Annotated in this window: 31 protein-coding genes and 1 other RNA gene; 10 read left to right on the forward strand and 22 right to left on the reverse strand. The window is 68.2% G+C overall.

Annotation, left to right across the window (positions count from 1 at the left end; translation table 11 throughout):
- Positions 1-68 precede the first annotated feature (68 nt).
- Positions 69-398, forward strand: coding sequence for a nuclear transport factor 2 family protein (locus ACZ5BU_RS16150; RefSeq protein ID WP_465699576.1), 330 nt, complete (start codon positions 69-71; stop codon positions 396-398).
- Here the strand turns inward: ACZ5BU_RS16150 and ACZ5BU_RS16155 are convergent.
- The 3 genes from ACZ5BU_RS16155 to ACZ5BU_RS16165 form a co-directional block, all read right to left on the reverse strand.
- Positions 384-1,193 (reverse strand): alpha/beta fold hydrolase, encoded by an 810-nt coding sequence (locus tag ACZ5BU_RS16155; RefSeq protein ID WP_465699578.1) that lies wholly within the window; start codon positions 1,191-1,193, stop codon positions 384-386. The genes ACZ5BU_RS16150 and ACZ5BU_RS16155 overlap by 15 nt on opposite strands.
- 77 nt (positions 1,194-1,270) lie before the next feature.
- A complete protein-coding gene (locus tag ACZ5BU_RS16160; RefSeq protein ID WP_465699579.1) occupies positions 1,271-1,795 on the reverse strand; it encodes an SRPBCC domain-containing protein in 525 nt (174 codons plus the stop codon).
- Entirely contained in the window at positions 1,792-2,103 is a 312-nt protein-coding gene (locus ACZ5BU_RS16165) for an ArsR/SmtB family transcription factor (RefSeq protein WP_465699581.1), read from the reverse strand. Before ACZ5BU_RS16165 ends, ACZ5BU_RS16160 begins: the two co-directional genes overlap by 4 nt.
- Positions 2,104-2,215: 112 nt before the next feature.
- Between ACZ5BU_RS16165 and ACZ5BU_RS16170 the strand changes: the two genes are divergently transcribed.
- On the forward strand, positions 2,216-3,004 hold the full coding sequence (locus ACZ5BU_RS16170) for an SDR family NAD(P)-dependent oxidoreductase (RefSeq protein ID WP_465699582.1): 789 nt from the start codon (positions 2,216-2,218) through the stop codon (positions 3,002-3,004).
- Positions 3,005-3,009: 5 nt separating this feature from the next.
- Here ACZ5BU_RS16170 and ACZ5BU_RS16175 read toward each other — a convergent pair whose 3' ends face one another.
- Positions 3,010-3,549, reverse strand: a complete 540-nt coding sequence (locus ACZ5BU_RS16175) for a GNAT family N-acetyltransferase (protein WP_465699583.1) — start codon at positions 3,547-3,549, stop codon at positions 3,010-3,012.
- A gap of 138 nt (positions 3,550-3,687) precedes the next feature.
- A complete protein-coding gene (locus tag ACZ5BU_RS16180; protein WP_465699585.1) occupies positions 3,688-4,098 on the reverse strand; it encodes a hypothetical protein in 411 nt (136 codons plus the stop codon).
- 451 nt (positions 4,099-4,549) lie between these two features.
- On the opposite strand from ACZ5BU_RS16180, the gene ACZ5BU_RS16185 reads away from it, so the two are divergent.
- On the forward strand, positions 4,550-5,032 hold the full coding sequence (locus ACZ5BU_RS16185) for a DoxX family protein (protein ID WP_465699586.1): 483 nt from the start codon (positions 4,550-4,552) through the stop codon (positions 5,030-5,032).
- Positions 5,033-5,085: 53 nt separating this feature from the next.
- A complete protein-coding gene (sigJ, locus tag ACZ5BU_RS16190; protein WP_465699587.1) occupies positions 5,086-5,970 on the forward strand; it encodes an RNA polymerase sigma factor SigJ in 885 nt (294 codons plus the stop codon).
- Positions 5,971-5,974: 4 nt separating this feature from the next.
- On the opposite strand, the gene ACZ5BU_RS16195 is transcribed toward sigJ, so the two are convergent.
- Positions 5,975-6,484 (reverse strand): cupin domain-containing protein, encoded by a 510-nt coding sequence (locus ACZ5BU_RS16195; protein ID WP_465699589.1) that lies wholly within the window; start codon positions 6,482-6,484, stop codon positions 5,975-5,977.
- Between the two features lie 75 nt (positions 6,485-6,559).
- Here ACZ5BU_RS16195 and ACZ5BU_RS16200 point away from each other — a divergent pair, with 75 nt between their 5' ends.
- Positions 6,560-7,612: a response regulator transcription factor gene (locus ACZ5BU_RS16200; RefSeq protein WP_465699591.1), complete on the forward strand. Its 1,053-nt coding sequence runs from the start codon at positions 6,560-6,562 to the stop codon at positions 7,610-7,612.
- A gap of 137 nt (positions 7,613-7,749) precedes the next feature.
- Here ACZ5BU_RS16200 and ssrA read toward each other — a convergent pair.
- The 8 genes from ssrA to ACZ5BU_RS16240 all read right to left on the reverse strand — a co-directional run bounded on the left by ssrA (position 7,750) and on the right by ACZ5BU_RS16240 (position 14,318).
- Positions 7,750-8,127: a transfer-messenger RNA gene (gene ssrA / locus ACZ5BU_RS16205) on the reverse strand.
- 86 nt (positions 8,128-8,213) lie between these two features.
- Positions 8,214-8,882 (reverse strand): YoaK family protein, encoded by a 669-nt coding sequence (locus tag ACZ5BU_RS16210; RefSeq protein WP_465699593.1) that lies wholly within the window; start codon positions 8,880-8,882, stop codon positions 8,214-8,216.
- 16 nt (positions 8,883-8,898) lie between these two features.
- Positions 8,899-9,459, reverse strand: coding sequence for a magnetosome magnetite crystal formation protein family (locus ACZ5BU_RS16215; RefSeq protein ID WP_465699594.1), 561 nt, complete (start codon positions 9,457-9,459; stop codon positions 8,899-8,901).
- 77 nt (positions 9,460-9,536) lie between these two features.
- Complete coding sequence (gene smpB, locus ACZ5BU_RS16220) at positions 9,537-10,010, reverse strand: SsrA-binding protein SmpB (protein ID WP_465699596.1); 474 nt, start codon at positions 10,008-10,010, stop codon at positions 9,537-9,539.
- A 21-nt stretch (positions 10,011-10,031) separates the two neighbouring features.
- Complete coding sequence (locus ACZ5BU_RS16225) at positions 10,032-11,381, reverse strand: peptidoglycan DD-metalloendopeptidase family protein (protein ID WP_465699598.1); 1,350 nt, start codon at positions 11,379-11,381, stop codon at positions 10,032-10,034.
- An 84-nt stretch (positions 11,382-11,465) separates the two neighbouring features.
- The gene (ftsX, locus tag ACZ5BU_RS16230) at positions 11,466-12,377 is read right to left on the reverse strand and encodes a permease-like cell division protein FtsX (protein ID WP_465699599.1); all 912 of its coding nucleotides are present in this window, start codon (positions 12,375-12,377) and stop codon (positions 11,466-11,468) included.
- 28 nt (positions 12,378-12,405) lie between these two features.
- Positions 12,406-13,095, reverse strand: coding sequence for a cell division ATP-binding protein FtsE (ftsE, locus tag ACZ5BU_RS16235; protein WP_465699601.1), 690 nt, complete (start codon positions 13,093-13,095; stop codon positions 12,406-12,408).
- Positions 13,096-13,268: 173 nt separating this feature from the next.
- The gene (locus ACZ5BU_RS16240; protein ID WP_465699602.1) at positions 13,269-14,318 is read right to left on the reverse strand and encodes a carbohydrate kinase family protein; all 1,050 of its coding nucleotides are present in this window, start codon (positions 14,316-14,318) and stop codon (positions 13,269-13,271) included.
- A gap of 120 nt (positions 14,319-14,438) precedes the next feature.
- Here ACZ5BU_RS16240 and ACZ5BU_RS16245 point away from each other — a divergent pair, with 120 nt between their 5' ends.
- The 4 genes from ACZ5BU_RS16245 (at position 14,439) to ACZ5BU_RS16260 (ending at position 16,767) form a co-directional block, all read left to right on the forward strand.
- Complete coding sequence (locus ACZ5BU_RS16245) at positions 14,439-14,819, forward strand: hypothetical protein (protein ID WP_465699603.1); 381 nt, start codon at positions 14,439-14,441, stop codon at positions 14,817-14,819.
- A complete protein-coding gene (locus tag ACZ5BU_RS16250; protein ID WP_465699605.1) occupies positions 14,812-14,979 on the forward strand; it encodes a hypothetical protein in 168 nt (55 codons plus the stop codon). Before ACZ5BU_RS16245 ends, ACZ5BU_RS16250 begins: the two co-directional genes overlap by 8 nt.
- Positions 14,980-15,079: 100 nt before the next feature.
- Entirely contained in the window at positions 15,080-16,351 is a 1,272-nt protein-coding gene (locus tag ACZ5BU_RS16255; RefSeq protein WP_465699607.1) for an ABC transporter substrate-binding protein, read from the forward strand.
- Entirely contained in the window at positions 16,348-16,767 is a 420-nt protein-coding gene (locus ACZ5BU_RS16260; RefSeq protein ID WP_465699609.1) for a cytidine deaminase family protein, read from the forward strand. The genes ACZ5BU_RS16255 and ACZ5BU_RS16260 overlap by 4 nt, the downstream gene beginning before the upstream one ends.
- A 93-nt stretch (positions 16,768-16,860) precedes the next feature.
- Here ACZ5BU_RS16260 and ACZ5BU_RS16265 read toward each other — a convergent pair whose 3' ends face one another.
- Positions 16,861-17,232: a VOC family protein gene (locus ACZ5BU_RS16265; protein WP_465699610.1), complete on the reverse strand. Its 372-nt coding sequence runs from the start codon at positions 17,230-17,232 to the stop codon at positions 16,861-16,863.
- 29 nt (positions 17,233-17,261) lie between these two features.
- Between ACZ5BU_RS16265 and ACZ5BU_RS16270 the strand changes: the two genes are divergently transcribed.
- A complete protein-coding gene (locus tag ACZ5BU_RS16270; RefSeq protein WP_465699612.1) occupies positions 17,262-17,792 on the forward strand; it encodes a winged helix-turn-helix transcriptional regulator in 531 nt (176 codons plus the stop codon).
- A gap of 30 nt (positions 17,793-17,822) precedes the next feature.
- On the opposite strand, the gene ACZ5BU_RS16275 is transcribed toward ACZ5BU_RS16270, so the two are convergent.
- Genes ACZ5BU_RS16275 through ACZ5BU_RS16305 form a run of 7 tightly spaced genes read right to left on the reverse strand, consistent with a single transcriptional unit; the run spans position 17,823 to position 22,765 of the window.
- Complete coding sequence (locus ACZ5BU_RS16275; protein WP_465699614.1) at positions 17,823-18,152, reverse strand: helix-turn-helix domain-containing protein; 330 nt, start codon at positions 18,150-18,152, stop codon at positions 17,823-17,825.
- On the reverse strand, positions 18,145-18,504 hold the full coding sequence (locus ACZ5BU_RS16280; RefSeq protein ID WP_465701057.1) for a type II toxin-antitoxin system RelE/ParE family toxin: 360 nt from the start codon (positions 18,502-18,504) through the stop codon (positions 18,145-18,147). Before ACZ5BU_RS16280 ends, ACZ5BU_RS16275 begins: the two co-directional genes overlap by 8 nt.
- A gap of 47 nt (positions 18,505-18,551) precedes the next feature.
- Positions 18,552-19,544: a TIGR03842 family LLM class F420-dependent oxidoreductase gene (locus tag ACZ5BU_RS16285; RefSeq protein ID WP_465699616.1), complete on the reverse strand. Its 993-nt coding sequence runs from the start codon at positions 19,542-19,544 to the stop codon at positions 18,552-18,554.
- Positions 19,545-19,555: 11 nt separating this feature from the next.
- Positions 19,556-20,962, reverse strand: coding sequence for a dihydropyrimidinase (gene hydA / locus ACZ5BU_RS16290; RefSeq protein ID WP_465699617.1), 1,407 nt, complete (start codon positions 20,960-20,962; stop codon positions 19,556-19,558).
- A gap of 12 nt (positions 20,963-20,974) precedes the next feature.
- Complete coding sequence (locus ACZ5BU_RS16295) at positions 20,975-21,853, reverse strand: nitrilase-related carbon-nitrogen hydrolase (protein ID WP_465699619.1); 879 nt, start codon at positions 21,851-21,853, stop codon at positions 20,975-20,977.
- Between the two features lie 39 nt (positions 21,854-21,892).
- Entirely contained in the window at positions 21,893-22,570 is a 678-nt protein-coding gene (locus ACZ5BU_RS16300) for a PhzF family phenazine biosynthesis protein (protein WP_465699620.1), read from the reverse strand.
- Positions 22,571-22,765 (reverse strand): hypothetical protein, encoded by a 195-nt coding sequence (locus ACZ5BU_RS16305; RefSeq protein WP_465699622.1) that lies wholly within the window; start codon positions 22,763-22,765, stop codon positions 22,571-22,573. It lies immediately after the preceding gene.
- Positions 22,766-22,820: the final 55 nt, after the last annotated feature.

Here is a 22,820-nt window from a genome sequence, read left to right on the forward strand (position 1 = left end):
ATCCGGGGCCGCGCCATTACAGGTCATGTAATCGACGGCACCACCGCCGCGGCCGCATCGTCGTTCGCATGACCATCAAGCAGCTCACCCTGCACGCCTTCCAGGAATTTGCCAACGGCAACCTCGAACCGCTCCGCCCGCTCCTGCACGAGAACTTCGTCGAACACAGCCCCGGCAACCCGTCCGGCCGCGACGCGTTCATCGAGTTCATCGCCAGCGCCCCGGTCGCCGGCGCGAAGCTCGACCTGCTCCGGGCGATCGCCGACGACACCCACGTCGTCGTCCACTACCTGATGACCACGCCCGAATCCACGCAGGCCGTCGTCGACATCTGGCGGTTCGAGAACGACCGGATCGTGGAGCACTGGGACGTCGTACAGGTGTTAGTGATCGAGTGATCGGCGTTCGCCGCGGACCAGGTACTGGCGTACCTGGCGGGCGATCTCGTCCGGGGCGTTCTCGTCGGGGGCGTTGTGGTCGAGGCCGGGCAGGATGGTGTACTCCGCGTTCGGGATCAGTCCGGCCAGTCGCGGAAGTACACCGGTCAGGTACGCAGGCGTCTTCGCACCGCCGAGCAGCAGGGTCGGCGATGCGATGCCGGCGTACCGGCTGCCGTCGGAGTCGAGCCGCGCGATCTCGGCCAGCTCGTCGGGGGTGAGCGGCATCAGGTCCCGCTCCTCACGCCCGGACAGCAGCAGGAAGGAGGTTGCCCAGAGCAACGGAGTGGCCCGGAACGGCAACAGCTCCGTCTGCTTCAGGAACGTCGCCATCGCCGACACGAACCGGCGGTCCTCGACCTTGCGGCGGAACGCGTCCAGCCAGCCGAGGTCGAACGACCCCTCGAGGCTGACGCCCGGCTCGTACACGATCAGCGCGTCCAGCGGCTGCCGCAGGCCGACGTGCAACCCGATCAGCCCGCCGTAACTGTGCCCGAACAGCACCCGCGACCCGGTCCGCTCCAGCACCCCGAGCACGTCGTCGGCCTCGGCCTCGACGCTGTACAGGTCACCGCGCGGCAGACTCGCCCCACGCCCGCGGCGCTCGATCACATGCACGGTATGAGCGCCCGCCAGCTCCCGGGCCAGCGCCTCGTAGTGATGCGCCCGCCGATTGGTCCCCGGCACGACGACCACCCCCGGGCCGGCCCCGAAACTTTCGACCGCAACCCCACCCACCAGTTCAAGCTCGCCCACGGCGCCTCCCTCGTCCACAGCCCCCATGGTTGCCAACGTCACTGACACGGCTCTGTCTTCCCGCTGGCACGAGATCGCTACTGCGAACGGAGGGCGGCAGCCTGCTCCAGGTAGGCCTGGACCAGCGCGGCCCAGCGGGAGTCGTCCGTTGGCCGGTCGGTCAGGTAGGCGGCGAGGTTCTCGGCGTGGAGTTGCCAGCCGGCGCCGAAGTACTCGAGATTCTCGACCGGGAGGCCCCGGACCTCGATGGTCAGGACCGTTTGGGAGCCGTCGGCGGTCAGGGTGGCCTCGACGGTCTGCTCGAACGGCGCCGGGCCGTTACCGCGGGCGGCCGACTCGTCCGACTCGCGGCTGGTGTAGCGGAGGCGGTGCGGCGGTTCGCAGACGTCGACGCGGCAGATCCCTTCGAGGTCGGCGGATTCGAGGTACACCGTGAAGGCGCCGCCGAGGCGCAGATCTCCTTCGACTTTGCCGTACCACCGCGCGAGCCGTACCGGATCGGTCACCGCCGACCAGAGGTCCTCGATGCCGGTGTCGTACCGGTCCTCCAACCGCACGACACCCTTGCCGTCGGCCAAGCCCAGTCGCCCGAGGATGTTCATGTCCGCTTCCCCCTCGCAATCTCCGTATGAAGAGCATCCAGCCGCTGCTGCCACAAACTCCGGTACCGCCCGAGCCACTCGTCCAGCTCCGCCAATGGCTCCGACCGCAACGAGTACACCCGCCGCTGCGCCTCCTGCCGGCTCTCCACCAGACCGGCCTCCCGCAACACCCGCAGATGCCGCGAGACACCGGGCCGCGCGATCGGCAGCAGCTCGGCCAGCTCCCCCGCCGTCGCGGGCCGAACCGCCAAGGCCTCCACCAAAGTCCGGCGCCCGTCATCGGCCAACGCCCGCAACACAGCTTCCACAATGCTTATGTAACCATCATGGTACGTAACCGTCAAGGTACGCAGCACATCAACCTGAACGGCCGTACCCCTACGCCGTTCGGCGGTGCGGGACCGACGTACGGTGGACGGCATGCAGACGATCCTGATCACCGGGGCAACCGACGGACTGGGCCGCGAGCTGGCTGTGCGACTGGGGAGCGAGGGGGCGCGCGTACTCGTCCACGGGCGCTCCCGCGCTCGTGCCGAGGGGGTGCTAGCGGACATCGTCGCCGCCGGCGGGCCGAAGCCCGAGATCTTCCTCGCCGACCTGGCGGACCTGCACGAGGTCGACCGGCTGGCCGGCAGCATCACCGGCGAGCTCGACGTGATCGTCAACAACGCGGGCATTGGGGCCGGCAGTCCCGGCACCAGGCGCGAGGTGAGCGCCGACGGCATCGAATTGCGGTTCGCGGTCAACTACCTGGCCGGCTACCACCTGACCCGGCGGCTGCTACCGCAACTGGCACCGGCCGGTCGGGTCGTCAACGTGGCATCGGCCGGTCAGCAGCGGATCGACTTCGGCGATCCGATGATGGAACGTGGCTGGGACGGGTTCGGGGCGTACCAGCGCAGCAAGCTGGCGCAGATCATGTTCACCATCGACCTCGCCGCGGAACGCCCGGAGCTCACCGTGAATTCGTTGCACCCGGCAACGTTCATGAACACCACGATGGTGAACGAGAGCGGCGTCAACCCGATCAGCACCGTTGCCGAGGGCGCCGACGCCACGATCCGCCTGATCACCGCGCCGTCCCTGCCCACCGGCCGCTACTACAACGGCCTGCGCGAGGCCCGCGCGCACGAGCAGGCGTACGACGCCAACGCTCGCGCCCGCCTACGTGACCTCTCGGACACCCTCATCACCAACGCGATCGGCTGACCCCGTCAGGCCGCCGTGCTGCGCGCTTTGCGGTACACCACACTCGGACGCAACGGCCCTTCGGGCGCGGTCGGGTCGTCGAAGTCGTCCGCCGGGTCTCGTGTCATCCCGATCCGGCGCATCACTGCCTGGGAACGGAGGTTGGTCGCAGTCGTCACGGCCAGGATCTCGGCGAGTCCAAGGGTTTCGAAGCCGAAGTTCAGGCCGGCCAGCGCGGCCTCGGTGGCGTACCCCTTCCCCCAGGCCGAGCGGGCGAGCCTCCACCCGATCTCCACTCCCGTGAACGGCATCTCGTCGTCCACCGGATCCAGGCCCGCGAAACCGATGAACTCGCCGGTGGCCCGCAGTTCAACCGCCCACCAGCCGTAACCCCGCTGCTCGAACTCCTTCCGGAAACTCGCCACCGAGGCATCGCTCTGTTCCCGGGTGAGCAGATCACCCAGATGCTCCCGCACCTCAGGATCGGCGTTCATCGCCGCCCACGGCTCCAGGTCGGAGTCCCGCCATCCACGGAGTACCAAGCGATCGGTCAGCAGTTCGTTCACGCCGCCTACCCAACGTGAGGGCCGCTCCCGGGGCAATCCATTTTCCGGTACCGGATCCGGCGGGCGGCGAGGCCGTGCAGACCCCGCCGCCCGGTTCGGGCGCGATGCGATGGTCCCGGCATCGCGCCGAGCGGCCTGCTAGCTCGTCAGGTGGACCGGCGGAAGGCCGTCGCCGGTCAGCGTCAGATCGAACGCGGCCGACAGGATGACGACGTGCTGATTACCGGTGCACTGCAGTGTGGACAGCGGTGCGACGGTGAGCGACCCGGTCGTCTGCCCGTTGCGGACCGGGAACGTCCCGGTCGTGTTCACGTTGACCGTCTCGGACTTGGGCACTCCGTTCACGGGGTTGCCGCTCTTGGTGAAGCACTGCGACGTCGTCGTGACGGTGCCGGTGAGTGAGAAGTCGACCGAGGTCACGGTGTTTCCGAGACCGGCCGCCTTCCACGTGACGGTAAGGCTGTTGTCCTGCACGGTGGCCGTCGGGCCGGTGACGTAGTGCGGGCTGTCCGCCATCGCCGGAGACGCCGATACCAAGGCCACAGTCATAGCTGCGAAGAGTGAAGCCACGAAGGTGAGAAGCTTCGTGCGCATGATTGCCCCCTTGTACTGCGAGGTTGCTGCTCGTCCTGCCAGGGATGCCGGTCGACGCCGGTATCTCCTCCCCCAGGCACGCCAGCGGCTCAGGAGGCGGCGGAGCCGATCGCGCGCAGGACACGGCGGGCCACGTGCCCGGACATGGCCGTCCGACGCCGGAACCCGGTGTTCAGCCCGGCCACACTCGGTCACCGGAGGTACGCCCCACGCTCACATCCAGCCCCCAATCAGCCCGGATCACAGCACTCTACGCCCGGCTTTCCCGCTCGGAAACGGCGAACGCGGGTGCGACCTGCGGCAACCGCTTGCGCGCGCACGTCCCCCGCCTGCATCGGTCACATCCGCGGTCCCGGATCCGACCTGGAGGAGTAAGCCTGCAGAGTACGGAGCAAGGAGCGAGCGCGTGTTCGACATCACCGTCTGGATCGCCGAGGGGTTCCTCGCGTCCTTCTTCCTGGCGGCCGGTCTGCCCAAGATCGCCGGCCGGGGCATCGACCGCTGGGTCGGCTTCGACCAGGTGCCACGCCTGATGACCGTCGCGATCGGCCTCAGCGAGGTCGCGGCAGCCGTCGGTCTCGTCGTACCGCTGCTGGTCGGCACGATGGAATGGGCCACCCCGCTCGCCGGGCTGGGGATCGCGGTGATCTCGCTGATGGCGAGCGGCTTCCACATCCGCAGCCGGGAGTGGCTGCCCGCCGTCGAGACGGCACTGTGGGCTTGTCTCGGTGGCACGGTCGCCGCTGCCCGCTGGAGTCACTTCCGCAGCGGGCCGTCGATTCCCCGGGACGCGCTGGTACCGCTGCTGATGGTCCTGGTACCCGCCCTGATCGTCAATCTCGTTGTGCTTGCCAACGTCACAGCCCGGCCGAAGGCTGCCGCCGGATGACGCGGAGGCCGTGGGCGGAGCAGATGATGGAAGACCGAGCGGGAGGTGCCGAGATGGGCGACGAGCAGAACCTGTGGTTCGCCGAGCAGTTCGAGCGGCACCGGCCGCGGTTGCGCGCGGTCGCGTACCGGATGCTCGGCTCCCTCAGCGACGCGGACGACGCGCTCCAGGAGGCCTGGATCCGGACGACCCGCTCCGACAGCGCTGCGATCGAAAGCATCGACGGCTGGCTGGTCACGCTCGTCGGCCGGGTGTGCATCGACATGCTGCGCGCCCGGCGGGCACGGCCGGAGCAGCCGACCGGTACGTGGCTGCCCGAGCCTGTCGTCAGCGTCGACGGGAGCCTCGACCCGGAGCACGCCACGCTGGTGGCGGACTCCGTCGGGCTCGCCCTGCTCGTGGTCATGGAGAGCCTGGAGCCCGCGGAGCGCCTCGCGTTCGTCCTGCACGACATGTTCGGGGTCCCGTTCGACGAGATCGCGCCGATCGTGGACCGCTCGCCGGTGGCCGCGCGCCAGCTCGCCAGCCGGGCCCGGCGGCGGCTGCGCGGGACCTCGGCGGTGCCCGATGCCGACGTACCGACGCAGCGCCGGGTCGTCGACGCATTCCTGACGGCAGCCAGGGCGGGCGATTTCGACGGCCTTCTCCAGGTACTCGACCCCGATGTCGTCTTCCGTGTCGACGCCGGGACCCGCCCGGGACTGGCTCCGGCCCTGCTCACGGGTGCCGCCGACGTCGCGGAGCACACTGCCGGGGTTGGGCCGCGCTTCGCAACCCTCTGCGAGCCCGCACTGGTCAACGGCGCGACGGGCATCATCGCCCGCGCCCGCTCAGGCGTGGTCGCGGTGGTCGGCATCACCGTCGTCGCCCACCGGATCACCGAGATCGACCTCGTCCTCGACCCGGACAAGCTGGCCGGCGTCACGATCAGCCAGTGAACACTCAAGAGCCGGGCGGTGCGAAGGGTGGTGGTCCGGTGATCGTGCAGCCCAGCGGGTCGAGCAGTTGTTGCAGCTTGGCGACTCCGTCGGGCGGCACCGGTCCGGGGACCGGCAGATCGCCGGTGAACGGCTGCGTGACGAGTACACCTGAGTCCCGGAAGAAGCTCTCGAAGCCCGACGGTGTGATCAAGGTGTAGTAGCGGGCGGACGCCGAGGCGACCCGGAAGGCGTGCGCGCGGCCGGGCGGCAGATAGATCAGCGAGCCGGCCTCGACCAGCGTGCTTCGGCCCTCGCTCCACGCCTCCAGGGCACCCTCGAGGACGATGAAGGTCTCCGCTTCGCGGCTGTGGACATGTCGGGGCGTCATCGCGCCGAGGGCGGCCCGTTCCTCCACCAGGGCGAACGCGCCGTCGGTGTCGCGCCCGTCGAGCACGATCCGGCACAACATGTCGACGTGGTTGTAGACGGGTGCGTCCTGCGGTGCGAGTACCGGGGATCCGAGTTGGCTCATACCGTCCAGCCTGGCGCCGGGTTCGCCGTACCGGCCATCCCCGGAACGGGGGATCCAGGTCCTACTCTGATAGCCGTGACCGCGATTCAGGGAACGGCGCTCGCCGACCGGCTCGGACGAGCTGTGTCCGCGATCGCGGCCGACGCCGACCCGGCGCACACCGCCGAACGGGTGCTCGACCAGATGCTGGCCGCCGTACCGGGCGCCGACGCCGGCGCGCTCGTGTTGATGCACCCGCAGACCGGCCTGTTCTGGACCGGAGCGGTGACCGAGCTACCGCCGGAAACGTGCCACCCGTTCTTCGGCGTGGAGCTCGCCGGCGGCGACGACAGCTTCCGCCGGATGGCAGCCACCCGCTCCGGGGCTCGGGCGTTGCGGCTGCGGGAGAGCAATCCCGGCATGCTGGAGACGGTCGTCGAGGCGTACGGTTTCACCGACGAGCTCCGGGCGGTGCTGCCGGACGGCCAGGTTGCCTGGGCTGGTGTGTCGCTGTGGCGGCGCAGCGGCGCCTTCACCGCCGACGACGAAGCACTCCTCGACGCGGTCGCCGGCAGAGCGGGCGCGGTACTGCGCCGTGCCGTCCTGGCCGATCTCCGTACGGGCGCCGCCGGCCATGGCGCCCGTGGCATGCTGGTCGTTGCCGACGGCAAGCTCATCGAGTTCAGTCTCGACGACGAGGTACTGCGCGCCGAGCTGGAGAACAGGCGGTCCGACCGGTATCGCCACATCGACCACCTGGTCGCGCTGGCCGCTGCAGCTCCGCGGTTCTCGACGGTCCTGCGCATCGCCGACGGACGCTGGCTCAGCGCCCACGGCATGGAACTCCCCGAGGGCCGTACCGCGGTGATTCTGACCTCGGCCACCCCCGCCGAGCTGCTCGGACCGCGGGTCGTCGGCGCCGGCCTCAGCACCCGCGAGATCGAGGTCACCCGCTTACTGTGCCGCGGCCTGTCCGACGCCGAGATCGCAGCCGAATTGTTCGTCTCCCCCCACACCGTCCACGACCACGTCCGCTCGATCCGCACCAAACTAGCCGTCCGCACCCGCGCCGCAGTAGTAGCCCGCATCTTCGACGACACCTACTTCGACACCTTCATAACCCACGCCACCATCCGCCACACCCCCTGACCGGAACACCACCTCGAGCTCGCTCCGCCGACCAGCCCGGCGTCTCCCGGCGACCCGACGTCATCGTCGTACGACGCACCGCCGGGCGCAGACAGCAGAACGCGCAGGTCAGCTGGGCTGGCCTGCGCGTTCTCAAGGGGTGGAGGTGGCGGGAATCGAACCCGCGTCCTTCGGCGTTGTTTCAAGACTTCTCCGGGCGCAGTCTGAATAGCGCTTTTCTCGGCCCCAGCGTTTGTACAGACATCTCGCTGACAGGCTCAGTCACTGTAAATGTCCCGTGCTAGCCCCGTGACCGGGCTAACAAAGCAAGCTCTCTAAATGAGGCCAGTGACCGGGGCGAGAGCATCCCCGGGCTGACCACCTCTTTAGTTGCTCAGGCCGTCAGGCGGCGAGAGCGAGGTCAGTGCGCTTAACGTTGGCACTTGTTGGTTTCCAGAGATCGTTAACGAGATAACCCTGGATCCTCGGCCCGCTTCCCTTGGAACATACGTCCAAAGTCGAAACCGTTCACCCCCTGTTGAGTTGTCAAACTCCCACCCAGTAGCTCGGTGGAAGATCCACACTATCAAGTCCAACCAACCTCCCGCACCCCACATTCCCCTCAGTCCGCCGGAGCGAGGGCTAAGATCGCGGCCGCGGCGGCGACCACGGCTCCGGCGAGGGCGATCACCCAGCCGGTGGTGGCGCGGAGCAGGAGGGCGCCGACGGCGGCGCCGGCGAGCATCGCGAGGATCGAGCCGAGGCGACGGTACGGACTGGCAGCCCGCCCGTTGCCGAGCACGCTGTCCGCGGCGAGACCGGTGAGCGTCAGGGTGAGCACGGTCGTCGTCATGTCCTTCGGCGCGACGTGCCGTACGGTCGCGTTCTGCAGCCCGAAGCAGGCCGCCAGCGCGAGGATCAGCAGGTACGACGTGGAGCCCGACTCCCGCAGTACGCCGACCCCGACCAGCAGACTGCACAACAGCAGCACCGCGGCCTGTGCGCCGAAGACGATCCCCAGCCAGCGCCGCGGCCGCGGCTCGAGGACCCGCGCCGCCCGGCCGCCGAGGAGCGATCCCAGGACGAATCCGAGTACGGCGACGACCGGCGGCCCGAGCCGGAACCCCGACCCGGGTGCGACCGCGAACCCGAGGAAGACCACGTTCCCGGTCATGTTCGCGACGAAGGTATGTCCGAGCTTCAGGTAGCTGACCGCGTCGATCAGCCCGGTCGCCGCGGTCAGCCCGAGGAACGCGCCGACCTCCCACCGCGCTCCTACTGGTACGCCCACCCCAGCAGGGTAGGGCCTACTTGATCAGGCGCAGCGTGAACGGGTAGCGGAACTTGCCGCCGGCCGCGGTGGCGAGGCCGCCGATCCCTGTCAGCAGGAACCACAGGATCCCGAGGATCGGGAACAGGAACCCGAGGAACCCGTGCGTGAACCCGGTCATCACCCCGAGCAGCGCGAACGCCCCGGCCGAGGTCAGCTGGAAGTTCAGCGCCTCGACGGCGTGCCGGCGTACGGCGGGGTTCTTCTGGCCGGCCGTCGCGACGACGAGCGCCGGGCCGACGAACGAGGTCGGGTACCCGAGCCAGTGCGCGATCGTACCCATCCCGCGGCCGTCGCCCTGGTAGGTCTGCAGCGGCGCCGGGCGGGTGAACGCGGCCGGCGCGAACGTCGGGACCGGGCGGGAGACGAGCCCGTCGAACGTGCTGTTCAACTCGGCCCGGGTCCGTGCCTTGAGCGCCTTGTCCAGACGGAGGTCGAACTCCATGTGGTCGAGGCGGCCGTCGGCGTACATCTCTTTGAGGATCTCGACGGCTCGATCCCGCTGCGCCGAGGTCACCAGCAACTCTGAAGTGGACATGTCTCCACTGTGCGCGCCCGAACTCCCTCACCCCATCGGGTTCAGCCCGGACCAACCCCTGACCCGACCCCAGTCGGTCAGCCTCGACGGCGGTCGGAGAGGGCTCTTTGGGCTTCTCGGTTGGCTTGGCGTTCGGCGAGGGCGTGGCGTTTGTCGTAGTCCTTCTTGCCTCGGCCGGTGGCCAGCTCGACCTTGGCGTAGCCGTCCTTGAAGTACAGGGACAGGGGGATCAGCGAGACGCCCTGTTGTTCGACGGCGCGGATGAGTTTCTGAACCTCGTCCTTGTGCAGCAACAGCTTCCGGGTACGGCGGGGTTCGTGGTTGGTCCACGTGCCGTGTTTGTACTCCGGAATGTGCATGCCCTGCAGCCACAGCTCGCCGCCGCGGACGGCCGCGAAGGCGTCGACGAGGGAGGCCCGGCCTTGGCGGAGGGACTTGACCTCGGTCCCGGTCAGCACCAGCCCGGCCTCCACCACGTCCTCGATGTGGTAGTCGTGTCGCGCCTTACGGTTCTGCGCGATCGGCTTCTCCCGGCCGGACTGTTTCACCATCCCTCCAGTATCGCAGGTAGCTCAGAGCCACCCCATCGGATTAACCACGTCGCCGTCCTTGTAGACCATGAAGTGCAGGTGGCACCCGGTCGAGTACCCGGTCGTACCGGACCACCCGACGATCTCGCCGCGCTTCACCCGTTCGCCAACATGCGCTTTGTACTTCGACAGGTGGTTGTAGACCGTCGTGATCGAGTGCCCGCCGATCACCCCGTGTGAGATGAACAGCCGGTTCCCGTAACCACCGTTGAAGTACTTGTCCGTCACGACCCCGTCGGCCGCGGCGCGGACCGGCGTACCGCAGGGTGCACGGAAGTCGGTGCCGTCGTGCAGCTTCCAGATGTGCAGGACCGGGTGGAAACGCATCCCGTACGGCGACGTGATGTAGCTGCTGACGGGATACGCCAGCCGCCCGTCACCGGTCGACGGCGGGTCGGGAATGTCGCGCGGCTGCCGGTGCTCCTTGCGTGCACGTGCCCGTTCGGCCGCCTCGGCAGCTGCCTTCCGGCGCGCCGCGGCCGCCTTCTCGGCCCGAGCCTGGGCGATCAGCATCTGCTGGACCCGGTTCCGCTCCTGCAGCAACGAGTTGTACTGCGCCAGCTCGCTGTTCTTCTCCTGCTCGGCCGCCTTGAACGCGGTCAGCTTGACCGCCGCGACCGCTGCCGCCTCCGCCCGGTCGGCCGCGACCTGCTTGGTCAGCTCGGTGACCTTCTGGACCGTCGCGGCGGCGTCGGCACGCGCTGTTTCGGCGTCCTTCTCCGCGGCAGCGAGCTTGACCTGCCTGCTGGCGAGCTGCGCCTGCGCGTTGTTCAGGTTGGTGATCGCGTTGCTCTGGATGCCGAACAGGTTCCGCTGCACCTGCATGCCGGTGGCGATGTCGGCCGGCGCGGCACCGCGCAACGCGATCGACAGCCCGACCAGGCTGTTCTGCTGCTGGTACGCCGATCGTACGGCGCGACCCGCGACGGCCCGCTTCTCCGCGATCAGCTGCTCACCGGCCGCGACGTCGGACGCCGCCGTACGCAACGCCGCCTCGGCCGCGACAAGCTTGCCCGCGGCAACCGCGTCGGCGGCCTTCGCGGCGGCGAGCTGCCCCTGCGCGGCGGCGTACCGGACCTGGACGGCCTGGTACTTCGTGACGGCTTGGTTGTACGCGGCAACGGACTTGCCGAGCTGGTCGGACGCGTCGTCGAGATCAGCCTTGGACTGGTTGATCTGCGAGTCGAGTTGCTTCTTCTTGGCGGCTGGGTCCGGCGGTCTCGCGTCCGCGGGAGCGGACGGGACCGCGGCGGCCAGGACGCCGGCGGACAGGGACAGGACAAGGCAACAAGCGGTAACCACGTTCTGCCGCCCCCGCGGTCTCGTAACCACAGGTCGACCCCTTGCTCTGGATGAACATGTGCGGTACTGGAGTGACTGCTGTTACTCCTGTTACTGCACGATAGGTCACCCGGGTCAGACTTTGAGGTATTTCCGCGTCGTCAGGAATGTCGGGACGACCGCCAGCACCAGGCCGACCACGACCATGATCAGTGTCGCCTGGAAGGTTTCGGTGGCACCCACCCACTGCCAGACCCGGAACGTCTCCTGGGCCCGGCGCATGACCATGAAGTACACGATCATCCACAGCGTGCCGCAGGCCAGTACGGCGCCGATGATGGCGGCCAGCACCGCTTCCAGCAGGAACGGCAGCTGGATGTAGAAGTTGGACGCACCCACCAGTCGCATGATGCCGATCTCACGCCGGCGCGCGTACGCCGCCAGCCGGATCGTGTTCGCGATCTGCATCAGCGCGGCGACCAGCAGCAGGCCTGCGCCGAAGTACGAGCCCACCTGCAGCCAGTTGAGCGCCTTGAAGAGTGGATCGAGGTACTGCCTGAGGTCCTGAACCGTGTCCACGCCCGGGAGGCCGGCGACCGCGCTGACCAGGTTCTGGTAGCGCTGCGGGTCCTTCAGCCGGATCCGGAACGACTCCTGCATCTGGTCCTGGGTGACCGTGCTGACGATCGGCGAGTCCTTGTACAGCTTCTTGAACGAGTCGAACGCCTCCGCCTTCGACTCGGTGAAGACGCCGTCCGGCGCGGTGTCCGGGTTCGACTCGATCACCTGCTGGATCCGGTTCTTCTGCTCCTGGGTCACCTCGGCGCCGGAGCAGCCGCGGCCGCCGGAGTCCTTGGTGCAGAGGAAGACCGAGATCTGGATCTTGTCGTACCAGTTCCCCTTCATCAGGTTGACCTGCTCGTGCGCGAGCAGCGCGCTGCCGAACAGCGACAGCGAGACCCAGATGGTGACGACGACCGCGATCGTCATCGAGAGGTTCCGCTTCAGACCGATGCCGAGGTCGGAGAGGATGTAGTTCAGGCGCATTTCGTCAGTCAGTCCCTGTGCTCGGCGGTCAGTGCTGGTAGCCGTAGACGCCGCGCGACTCGTCGCGGACGACGTGACCGTTCTCCAGCTCGATCACGCGTTTGCGCATCTGGTCGACGATCGACACGTCGTGGGTGGCCATCACGACCGTCGTACCGGTCCGGTTGATCCGGTCCAGCAGCTTCATGATGCCCACCGACGTACCGGGGTCGAGGTTTCCGGTCGGCTCGTCGGCGATCAGGATCATCGGCCGGTTCACGAATGCCCGGGCGATCGCGACCCGCTGCTGCTCACCGCCGGACAGTTCGTCCGGCATCCGGTCCTCCTTGCCGTCCAGACCGACCAGCTCGAGCACCTCGGGGACCGTCTTGCGGATGTGCTGGCGCGGCTTGCCGATCACCTGCAGCGCGAACGCCACGTTCTCCGCGACGGTCTTGTTCGGCAGCAGCCGGAAGTCCTGGAACACCGTGCCGATCTGGCGCCGCATCTGCGGGATCCGCCAGCTGGCCAGCCGGTTCAGGTCCTTGCCGGCCACCATGATGTGACCCTTGGACGTGCGGTGCTCACGCAGGACCAGACGAAGGAACGTCGACTTGCCGGACCCGGAGGTACCGACCAGGAAGACGAACTCGCCTTTCTCGATCTCGACGTTGACGTTCAGCAGAGCGGCCTTGGACTGGCCCTCGTACGTCTTGGAAACATTCTCGAAGCGGATCACGGGTTCATCCGGCCGTGGTCGGGAACAGGGAGCGACGCGAAGGTAACCACGAAGGGCACCGTACGCCACCGGAGCGGCCGGCGATCAGTCTAGGCGTTCCACGGCGTGCCGCCGACCAGACCTGCCGCTCCGTACGCCCCCGTCCGATACCCGGTGCGTTTGAAACGGATGCTCTACGCGTCGGAGAGACGGGCGATCGTTGCCGACGCACGGCGGACAATCGGGACCGGGCCCTCCGGGAGGACGTCGCCGACGAACGAGTAGTACCGGAGGATGTCCGGGTCGACATCGCCCGGGCGGTGCCGGCTGTGGTCGCGGACCCAGTCGATGATGTCGCCCCAGCCGGGTGCCGCGAGCGATCCGCCGAAGTGCTGCACGGACAGCCCGGCGCACAGGTTCCCGAACGCGAGCCGGTGCGCCAGCGGCCAGCCGCGGAGCGTGCCGAGTACGAGCGACGCGAGGAACACGTCACCCGCCCCGGTCGGGTCGTACGAGCGCACCGGCAGCGCCGGGACCTGCTCCTCCTCGCCGGTCGTCTGGTCGATCGCCAGTACGCCGTCCGCGCCGTTCGTCACCACCGCGAGCGGGACCCGCTCGGCGAGCTTGTGCAGCGCGGCCTTCGGCGTGTCGGTACGGGTGTACGCCATCGCCTCGCCGGCGTTCGGGGTGAACGCGTGGAAGCCGTCGAGTACGTCGAGTACGGCGGGTGACCACTCGTCCGTCGGGTCCCAGCCGACGTCGCCGAACAGCAGCGCGCCGGACTCCCGGGCCTCGACCGTCCAGCCGGGCAGCTCCTCCGCGACCGGCACGATCGCGGACCTGGTTATCAGCCCCGGGCCGACCAGCTTGCTCGGGTCACCCGGCGCCTCGTGCGCGTGGGTGACCATCGCGCGGTCGCGGTCGATCGACATCGACACCGTGACCGGGGAGTGCCAGTGGCCGATCCGGCGCGAGTGCGACAGGTCGACCCCCTCCTGGTCCGCGAGCGTCCGCCAGCAGAAGTCGGCGTACACGTCGTCACCGAACACGGCGGCCAGGCCGCTCTTCAGGCCGAGCCGCGCGGCCGCGATCGCGAAGTTCGCGACGCCACCGGGGCAGGACCCCATGCCTTCGGCGAAGATCTCGGTCCCGGTGATCGGGGCGGACTCGAGGCCGGTCATGACGATGTCGTAGAACACGGTCCCCTGTACGAAGACGTCGTACCCGTCCTGCTGGTCCGTCACGGTGACACTACTCCTTGTCATCCTGGTCTGTCGGTCGTAGGTGGAATGCTCCTTCGTAGCATCATCGACCGGTCAAGACCACGGAATTGGGAGGACGACGATGAGCACCGGGGTGTGTCCGTGATTCCGACCTGGATCTCCGTCGTCGGGGTCGTGATGACGGTGCTGTCACCGCTGCTCGCGCTCGGTGGGGTGGTACTGGGTTCGTACCTGACCCGGAAGTCGGACCGCGAGCTCGACACCTGGCGGCACCGCGAGGAGACGATGCGGATGGTCCGCTGGGCGGTCGAGCAGATCCTCGACGGCGACGACGCCGGTACCGATGCCGGGGTGGTCACGCTCCGTTCACTGATGCGGTCGGAGCTGTTACAGCCCGAGGACTACGACCTGGTCGCCGCGCTGACCGCTGCCGTAGCGATCGACCGCGTCGGAGCGGACGCGTACGCTGATATCGCGGAAGCTGACATCGACGTCGTCGAGGGAGACAGTGGCCATGGCTGAGAAGCGGACCGTCAAGGTCTCCCGCCAGGTGATCGAACTGGCCCGCCTCCACGTCGAAGCCGCCCGCCGGGCCGGCCGCAAACCCGACGAGGGCGTCGCCCGGATCGCCAACGCCCACCCCGACAACGGCAACGACACCGCGACCCCCGCCCCGGCCTGAGCCGTTCGTGCGCGAGAAATACCCGCGGCATCAGCCTTTCCGGTCGTAAGGTCGTTGTTCTGTGCGCGGGCTGTGGGACTGCGCTGAACGGAGGCGGCAGATGAGCGGGATGACGCGGCGGCGGTTGCTGGGGATCGGGGCCGGGCTCTCGGCGATGGCGGTGGCGGGGTGCGGGTCCAACAGCGGCCGGCCGTCGGGCGGAGGCAGCGGAGGCTCCAAGCCAACGCTGCAGCAGTGGTACCACCAGTACGGCGAAGCCGGTACGCAGCAGGCGGTCGAGCGGTACGCGAAGGCGTACCCGGACGCCACCGTGACGATCCAGTGGTCGCCCGGGGACTACGACAAGAAGGCGTCGACCGCGCTGCTGACCGATCAGGGCCCGGACGTGTTCGAGTACGGCAACGGTCCGACGATCGACATGATCAAGGGCAACCAGGTCGTCGAGCTGACCGACCTGCTCGGTGACGCGAAGTCCGACTTCAACCCGGCGCTGATCGAGCGGATGACGTACCAGGGCAAGCTGTACGGCGTACCGCAGGTCGTCGACATGCAGTTGCTCGTGTACCGCAAGAGCCTGTTGAGCGCTGCCGGCGTTCAACCGCCGCAGACGGTGGACGAGCTGCTCGAGGCAGCGAAGAAGCTGACCACCGACAAGGTCAAGGGGCTGTTCGTCGGCAACGACGGTGGCGTCGGGGTGCTCGGCGGACCGGCGTTGTGGTCCGCCGGACTCGACTACCTGACCGCGGACAACCAGTTCGGCTTCGACGACCCGGCGGCGTTCGAGTCGCTGCGCAAGCTGCGGGAGTTCTGGACGGCGAAGGTTCTGTTGCTGGGGGCACCGACCGACTGGTCCGACCCGGCCGCGTTCACCCAGGGCCTGACCGCGATGCAGCTCACCGGCCTGTGGACGCTGCCCGCGATCGAGAAGGCGCTGCCGGGCGACTACGGCGTACTCCCCTGGCCGAAGCTGAACGCCACGACGGGCAAGCCGAGCGTCCCGATCGGCGCGTACGGGTCCTGCGTGAACGCGAAGTCGAAGAACGTCGACGCGGCGAAGAAGTACGTCAAGTGGTTGTGGGTCGACCAGACCGACGATCAGCTCGACTTCGCGCAGTCGTACGGCTTCCACATCCCGGCCCGGAAAAGCCTGGTCGAGAAGGCGGACAAGCTGAAGTCCGGCCCTGCCGCGGACGCGGCCAGGCTGGCGACGGAGAACGGGCACGCCCAGACCCCGATCCTGTGGTCGCCGAAGGCCGGCTCGGCGTACTCCGACGCGCTGAACAAGATCATCCGCAGCGGCGCCGACCCGGCCACCGAGATCAAGACCGTCAAGTCGGTGACCGAGGCCGAGCTGAAGCGGATCACCGGATGACACTCGAACTGCAGCCGTTGACCGACGACGACCGTGAGCTGATCGAGCTGGCCCGCCGTACGGTCGACGCGAACACCGACGGCCCCGACGGCGTCCACACGATGGGCGCCGCGGTCCGCGGGATCGACGGCCGGATGTACGCCGGCATCAACCTGTACCACTTCACCGGCGGCCCCTGCGCCGAACTCGTCGCGCTCGGCCGAGCCCGCGCCGAAGGCGCCCGCGAACTCACCACAATCGTCGCCGTAGGCAACGAAAACCGCGGCGTCTGCGGACCGTGCGGTCGTGACCGGCAGGTCCTGCTCGACTACCACCCCGGGATCAGGGTCATCCTGCCCGGGCCGGACGGACCCGGCACGGTTCCGATCACCGACCTGCTCCCGGGCGCCTACCGCTGGTCGCCTGACCCAAGCTGATCTCACCCTCGCGGAACCACCAGGAGATCGCTTCGGCCGGGCGACGGAGCAGGACCAGCGTGAGGGCCTCCATGCCCGGGCGGGGCGGCGTACTCACACCAGCCTCTGCGACAGCATGAACGTGTTCCCGTCCGGGTCGTAGAACGTCGCGAGGCGGACCTCGTCGGCGATCTGCCGGGTCTCGCCGTCGAAACGTGTGTCCAGCGACTCCAGATGCGCGCGTGACTTGTCGATGTCGCGGACGCCGAACGTGACCACGACACCGCCGTCGGTCTTCGGATCCTCGACCTGGCCGAGCCCGATCGAGATGCCGGGCAACGGCGTACTCAACTCGGCCCAGCCCCAGGACTCCAGCCGATGCACGACCTCGAAGCCGAGCGCCTGCTCGTACCACTGCACGGCCCGGTCCAGGTCGGAAACGTCCAGCGCGCAGACCGCGCGCCCGTCGTACTCGATCCCACCCATAGTCCTGTTTTTATACTAAGCTTACTTTCGTGTCAACGCTTGCCCGCCTGGTCCATTTCCGCTGGGCCGTCCCGGTGCTGGCCGAGCTGCACCGCAGCCACGGCGGACGGTTCGTGAACCTCACGCACACACTCGGCGTGAGTCGCGAGTCGCTGCGCCGGACGCTGACGTTCCTGACCGAGAGCGGCCTGATCCAGCGCAATCCAGGCAAAGGGCACCCGCTGCGCCCGGAGTACCTGCTGACCGATCCACAGCTGGGCGCTGCTGCCGCCGTACTCACGGATCTCCTGGCGGACCTCGGCGTCACCGACGTCGGCCTGAAGAAGTGGTCGCTCCCAACGCTCACCCTGCTGGCCGGCGACCGGCGTTTCTCGGAGCTCCGGCGCGCCCTCCCGGACGTGACCCCGCGCGCCCTGACGCTGACGCTGAAAGACCTCGAATCAGCCGACCTGATCAGCCGAACCGTGACCGCCGACTACCCGCCGGCCACCGTTTACAGGGCGACAGCGTCGGGCCTGCGGTTGGCGCAGGCGGCCGAGCAGCTCGGAGCGCCCGGGTGAGTCGGTTGCCGTACCACAACGGGTCTGCGGTCAGGCGACCTTCCAGGTCCTGTCGCCAAGGGTTGCGACCAGATCCACGGTGCCGCCGAGGGCAGTGACATATGCACGGATGACGTCGATGCCAGAGATCTCGCCGCTCTCGATCTTCGAGATCCGGGCCTGCGAGACTTTCAGGAGGCTGGCGAGCTCGGTCTGCGTGAGACCTGCCGCCTTGCGCATCTCGGCGAGCTGGTGTCCGCGCGCATAAGCATCCAACCGCTCTCGAGCCGCGCGCTTGCTCTCGGCACGCTCCCCATCGCTCCGAGGATCGACGGCACGGCCCTTGGCCTTCACGTCCTTCCACTTCACGTAATCACTCATCGTCGCTTGCCTCCTTGAGCGCGATCAGATGTTCGGCAAATCGCTCGTCTGCCAGCGGAATCGCCGTCCGGTACCAGGTCTCCCACCGCCCGGACTTGTCCCCGGCCACCAGGACGATCGCCTCCCGGGCCGGATCGAACGCAAACAGCAGCCGGATCTCACTGCGCCCCGACGACGGGGGTCGCAGCTCTTTCATGTTCTGGAACCGACTGCCTTTCACCCGGTCGACCAACGGCCGCCCCGCTGTCGGTCCCTGGTCTGCCAGCTGATCGATCGCAGCCTCGATCAGAGTCTCCGGCTCACTCTCACAAATCGCCAGATACCAGGACTCGACTTCCCGATGATGGCTGATCTCCTATCCCACGACTCAAGTATAACCTATCTATCATATCCATGAACTTAGACAGCCGGGATGATGTCCTTGCCGTATGCGGTCAGGGTTTGTTCTTTGGCGTCGTGTTGGAGGTAGAGGGCGAACTGGTCTACGCCTAGGGACTTCAGGTCGGCCAGGCGGGTGAGGTGGTTCTCGATCGGGCCGAGGATGCAGAAGCGGTCGACGACCTCGTCGGGGACGAAGTCGGTGTGGGTGTTGCCGGCGCGGCCGTGTTCGGCGTAGTCGTAGCCCTTCCGGCCTTCGATGTAGTCGGTGAGTGCCTTCGGCACTGCGCCCGACGTCCCGTACCGCGCCACGATGTCCGCGACGTGGTTGCCGACCATGCCGCCGAACCAGCGGGTCTGTTCGCGCTGGTGGGCCAGGTCGTCCCCGACGTACGCCGGTGCCGCGACGCAGAACTTGATCGCCATCGGGTCACGTCCGGCCTGCTCGGCGGACCGCCGTACCGCGGTGATCATCCACTCGGCGATGTCCGGGTCGGCGAGCTGGAGGATGTACCCGTCGCCGACCTCGCCGGTTGCGGCGAGAGCTTTCGGACCGTACGCGGCCACCCACACGTCGAGTGCGCCGTTCTCGACCCAGGCGAACTTCAGCTGCTGACCGCGATAGGAAACGGTCTCGCCGCGGGCCAGCCCACGAACCACCTCGACGCACTGCTTCATTTCCTCGATCGTGCCGGGTTTGGCACCGAGCGTACGGAGCGCCGAGTCGCCGCGGCCGATCCCGCAGATCGTCCGGTTGCCGAACATCTCGTTCAGCGTGGCGAACTGGGACGCGATCACGGTCCAGTCCCGGGTCCCCGGGTTCGTCACCATCGGCCCGACGACCACCCGCTGCGTGGTCGCCAGGATCTGGCTGTAGATGACGAACGGCTCCTGCCACAGCAGGTGCGAGTCGAACGTCCACACGTAGCCGAACCCGGCGTCCTCCGCCTTCCGCGCCAGCTCCACGACCGTGGACGCGGGCGGATCACACTGGAACACCACACCGAAGTCCACGGCGTCTCCCCTTACATCAAGTACGACGACAGGCCTCGCCGCAGGAACTTCCCGCGGCCCTTCCGGCCCTGGTAGTTGCCGTCGGCCACGATCACCTCGCCGCGCGAGATCACCGTACCGACCCGGCCCTGGATCTCGACCCCTTCGTACGCCGAGTAGTCCATGTTCATGTGGTGCGTCTCGACGCCGATCCGGGTCGTACCGTTCGGGTCGTAGATCACCAGGTCCGCGTCGGAGCCGGGCTGCACGATGCCCTTCTGCGGGTACAGCCCGAACATCCGGGCCGGCGTGGTCGCGATCGTCTCGACCCAGCGCTCCAGCGACAGCTTACCGTCGACGACACCCTGGAAGATCAGGTCGACCCGGTGCTCGACGCCGCCGATCCCGTTCGGGATCTTGGAGAAGTCGCCGAGGCCGAGCTCCTTCTGGTCCTTCATGCAGAACGGGCAGTGGTCGGTCGACACGATCGCGAGATCGTTGTTCCGCAGGCCTTTCCACAGGTCCTTCGCGTGCGGCTCGTGTTTGCTCCGCAGCGGCGTCGAGCAGACCCACTTCGCACCCTCGAACCCGGGCGCGCCGAGCTGGTCCTCGAGCGTCAGATACAAGTACTGCGGGCAGGTCTCGGCGAACACGTTCCGACCGGCGTCGCGCGCCTCGGCGACCTTCGCGAGCGCCTCGCTCGCGGACAGGTGGACGATGTACAGCGGGCAGTCCCGCGCGACCTCGGCAAGCGCGATAGCCCGGTTGGTGGCCTCCGCCTCGAGCGCGGCCGGGCGGGTGATGCCGTGGTAGATCGGGTCGGTCTCGCCGCGTTCGATCGCCTGCTGGACGAGGACGTCGATCGCGATCCCGTTCTCGGCGTGCATCATGATCATCGCGCCGTTCTCCCGCGCGGTCTGCATCGCCCGGAGGATCTGCCCGTCGTCGGAGTAGAAGACGCCCGGGTAGGCCATGAACAGCTTGAAGCTGGTGATGCCCTCGTCCGCGACCAGCTGGTCCATCGCCTTCAGCGCGTCCGCGTCGACCCCGCCGAGGATCATGTGGAACGCGTAGTCGATGTGGCACTCGCCGTCCGCCTTCGCGTGCCAGGCAGCGAGCCCGTCCTGGACGACCTCGCCGGTCCGTTGGACGGCGAAGTCGATGATCGTCGTCGTACCGCCGTACGCCGCCGCGCGGGTGCCGGTGTCGAACGTGTCGCTGGCCGCCGTACCGCCGAACGGCAGCTGCATGTGCGTGTGCGCGTCGATCCCGCCCGGGATCACGTACTTGCCTGCGGCATCGATCACCTGGTCGGCGGTGATCGACGGCGTGAACGACGGGTCGAGCACCGCGACGATCTTCTCGCCCTCGACCAGCACGTCCGCGAGCCGGGTCCCGGTCGGTCCGACGACGGTTCCACCTCTGACGAGCAACGACATTCGGGGTCCCCTCTACGGTTTCGTCAGGTCTCCGTACGCGTCCGGGCGGCGGTCGCGGTAGAACTGCCAGCGGTCCCGGACCGTGTCCAGCAGGCCGAGGTCCAGGTCGCGGACGATCAGTTCCGGATCGTGGTCGTGCCCGACGTCGCCGACGAACTTCCCCTCCGGGTCGACGAAGTACGACGTACCGTAGAAGTCGTTGTCGCCGAACTCGGACTCGATGCCGACCCGGTTGATCGCGCCGATGAAGTACTCGTTCGCGACCGCACTCGCGGGTTGCTCGAGCTTCCAGAGGTACGCCGAGAGGCCGCGGCTGGTCGCCGACGGGTTGAACACGATCTTGGCGCCGGCCAGCCCGAGCGCGCGCCAGCCCTCCGGGAAGTGCCGGTCGTAGCAGATGTACACGCCGATCCGCCCGACCGCGGTGTCGAAGATCGGGTACCCGAGGTTGCCCGGGCGGAAGTAGAACTTCTCCCAGAACCCCTTCACCTGCGGGATGTGGTTCTTCCGGTACTTCCCCAGATAGGTGCCGTCAGCATCGATCACGGCGGCGGTGTTGTACAGCACGCCGGGTTGCTCCTGCTCGTACACCGGGAGCACCATCACCATCCCGAGCTCCTGCGCGAGCGCCGCGAACCGCTCGGTGGTGGGGCCTGGGACGGACTCGGCGTACTCGTAGTACTCGGCGTCCTGTTTCTGGCAGAAGTACGGCCCGTAGAACAACTCCTGGAAACAGATCACCCGCGCACCCTGGGCCGCGGCCTGCCGCGCGTAGTCCTCGTGCACCTTGATCATGGACTCCTTGTCACCCGTCCAAGAAGTCTGAACAAGCGCCGCCCTGACAACCTCCGCCACAAGAACCTCCCCGATAGCCGAGCCCCCATGCTCCATCCGCCGCACACCGCCCGTCAACGGATGCTGAGAACGCAGTCAGATCGTGAGGGTGCGTGGTTCGGCGGGAAGGACTCGGCCGCCTACGGCGGCGTGGGTTGGGGGGTGCCAGGTGGTTCGGAGGTGGGAGCCGGCGCCTTGGATCACCAGGAGATCTCTGCTGAGGCGGGCGGTGAGCTGGGTGACGGCGGAGCCGGTGGCCTCGTCTTCGCGGACGTTCATGGCGGGGGCGAAGGCTCTGGCGCGGATGGTGCCGGCGAGTTCGTCCTGCCAGGACCAAAGGAAGGTGTGGCCGGCGGTGTAGGTGGACGGGTCGGCGGCCAGGACCTCGGCGGGGGTCGGCAGTTCGCGCCAGTCCCAGTCGCTGCCCCAGGTCGTGTCGGCTCGGACGGCGAAGAGGTCGCCGGAGCGGGTGACCGGGATGGCGCCGGCGGGAACCTGCAGGGTGTCGACCGCGTGGCCGTTGGCGTGCAGCCAGGCGGCGGCGCCGACGGTCGGGTGGCCGGCGAAGGACATCTCGCCGGTGGCCGTGTAGATACGGAGCGTGCCGGTGGCGGCGTCGTCGACGTACACGGTCTCGCTGTAGCCGAGCGCTGCGGCGACGCGTTGGCGGTCCGGCTCGGCGACGAGGGAGCCGTCGACGATGCCCAGGGGGTTGCCGAATCGGCCGTCCGGGTCGGTGAAGACCCTGACGACCTCGACGTGGAGATCTGTCAACTAAAGAACGGCGATCGCGGCGACGACGGCGATCAGGATCACCGCTGCGCCGACGATGGCGAGGACTCGGCCGTTGAGCTTCGGTTCGGTCTTCGCCTCGGCCTGGCCCTCGTTGACGAAGGCGCGGAACATCTGGGTGCTCGCGCCCGGGTCCTGCTCGTTCTCCAGGTTCTGCGGGACGTTCTGGTCAGCCATGGCCCAAGACCCTACCTGCACCCCGGACCCCCACCACTCACCAAGGGTCCGGTTT

It is taken from the genome of Kribbella sp. NPDC031520 (assembly GCF_055580825.1).

Excerpts from the sequence above, each read along its gene's own strand:
- ACZ5BU_RS16160 (WP_465699579.1), bottom strand. The coding sequence starts at position 1,795 with ATGAACATCCTCGGGCGACTGGGCTTGGCCGACGGCAAGGGTGTCGTG.
- ACZ5BU_RS16180 (WP_465699585.1), bottom strand. The coding sequence starts at position 4,098 with ATGACTGTGGCCTTGGTATCGGCGTCTCCGGCGATGGCGGACAGCCCG.
- ACZ5BU_RS16305 (WP_465699622.1), bottom strand. The coding sequence starts at position 22,765 with ATGGCTGACCAGAACGTCCCGCAGAACCTGGAGAACGAGCAGGACCCG.
- hydA (WP_465699617.1), bottom strand. The coding sequence starts at position 20,962 with ATGTCGTTGCTCGTCAGAGGTGGAACCGTCGTCGGACCGACCGGGACC.
- ACZ5BU_RS16275 (WP_465699614.1), bottom strand. The coding sequence starts at position 18,152 with ATGAGTGATTACGTGAAGTGGAAGGACGTGAAGGCCAAGGGCCGTGCC.
- ACZ5BU_RS16265 (WP_465699610.1), bottom strand. The coding sequence starts at position 17,232 with ATGGGTGGGATCGAGTACGACGGGCGCGCGGTCTGCGCGCTGGACGTT.
- smpB (WP_465699596.1), bottom strand. The coding sequence starts at position 10,010 with ATGGTGAAACAGTCCGGCCGGGAGAAGCCGATCGCGCAGAACCGTAAG.
- ACZ5BU_RS16170 (WP_465699582.1), top strand. The coding sequence starts at position 2,216 with ATGCAGACGATCCTGATCACCGGGGCAACCGACGGACTGGGCCGCGAG.
- ACZ5BU_RS16260 (WP_465699609.1), top strand. The coding sequence starts at position 16,348 with ATGACACTCGAACTGCAGCCGTTGACCGACGACGACCGTGAGCTGATC.
- ACZ5BU_RS16250 (WP_465699605.1), top strand. The coding sequence starts at position 14,812 with ATGGCTGAGAAGCGGACCGTCAAGGTCTCCCGCCAGGTGATCGAACTG.
- ACZ5BU_RS16255 (WP_465699607.1), top strand. The coding sequence starts at position 15,080 with ATGAGCGGGATGACGCGGCGGCGGTTGCTGGGGATCGGGGCCGGGCTC.
- ACZ5BU_RS16195 (WP_465699589.1), bottom strand. The coding sequence starts at position 6,484 with ATGAGCCAACTCGGATCCCCGGTACTCGCACCGCAGGACGCACCCGTC.
- ACZ5BU_RS16215 (WP_465699594.1), bottom strand. The coding sequence starts at position 9,459 with ATGTCCACTTCAGAGTTGCTGGTGACCTCGGCGCAGCGGGATCGAGCC.
- sigJ (WP_465699587.1), top strand. The coding sequence starts at position 5,086 with ATGGGCGACGAGCAGAACCTGTGGTTCGCCGAGCAGTTCGAGCGGCAC.
- ACZ5BU_RS16295 (WP_465699619.1), bottom strand. The coding sequence starts at position 21,853 with ATGGAGCATGGGGGCTCGGCTATCGGGGAGGTTCTTGTGGCGGAGGTT.
- ACZ5BU_RS16150 (WP_465699576.1), top strand. The coding sequence starts at position 69 with ATGACCATCAAGCAGCTCACCCTGCACGCCTTCCAGGAATTTGCCAAC.
- ftsX (WP_465699599.1), bottom strand. The coding sequence starts at position 12,377 with ATGCGCCTGAACTACATCCTCTCCGACCTCGGCATCGGTCTGAAGCGG.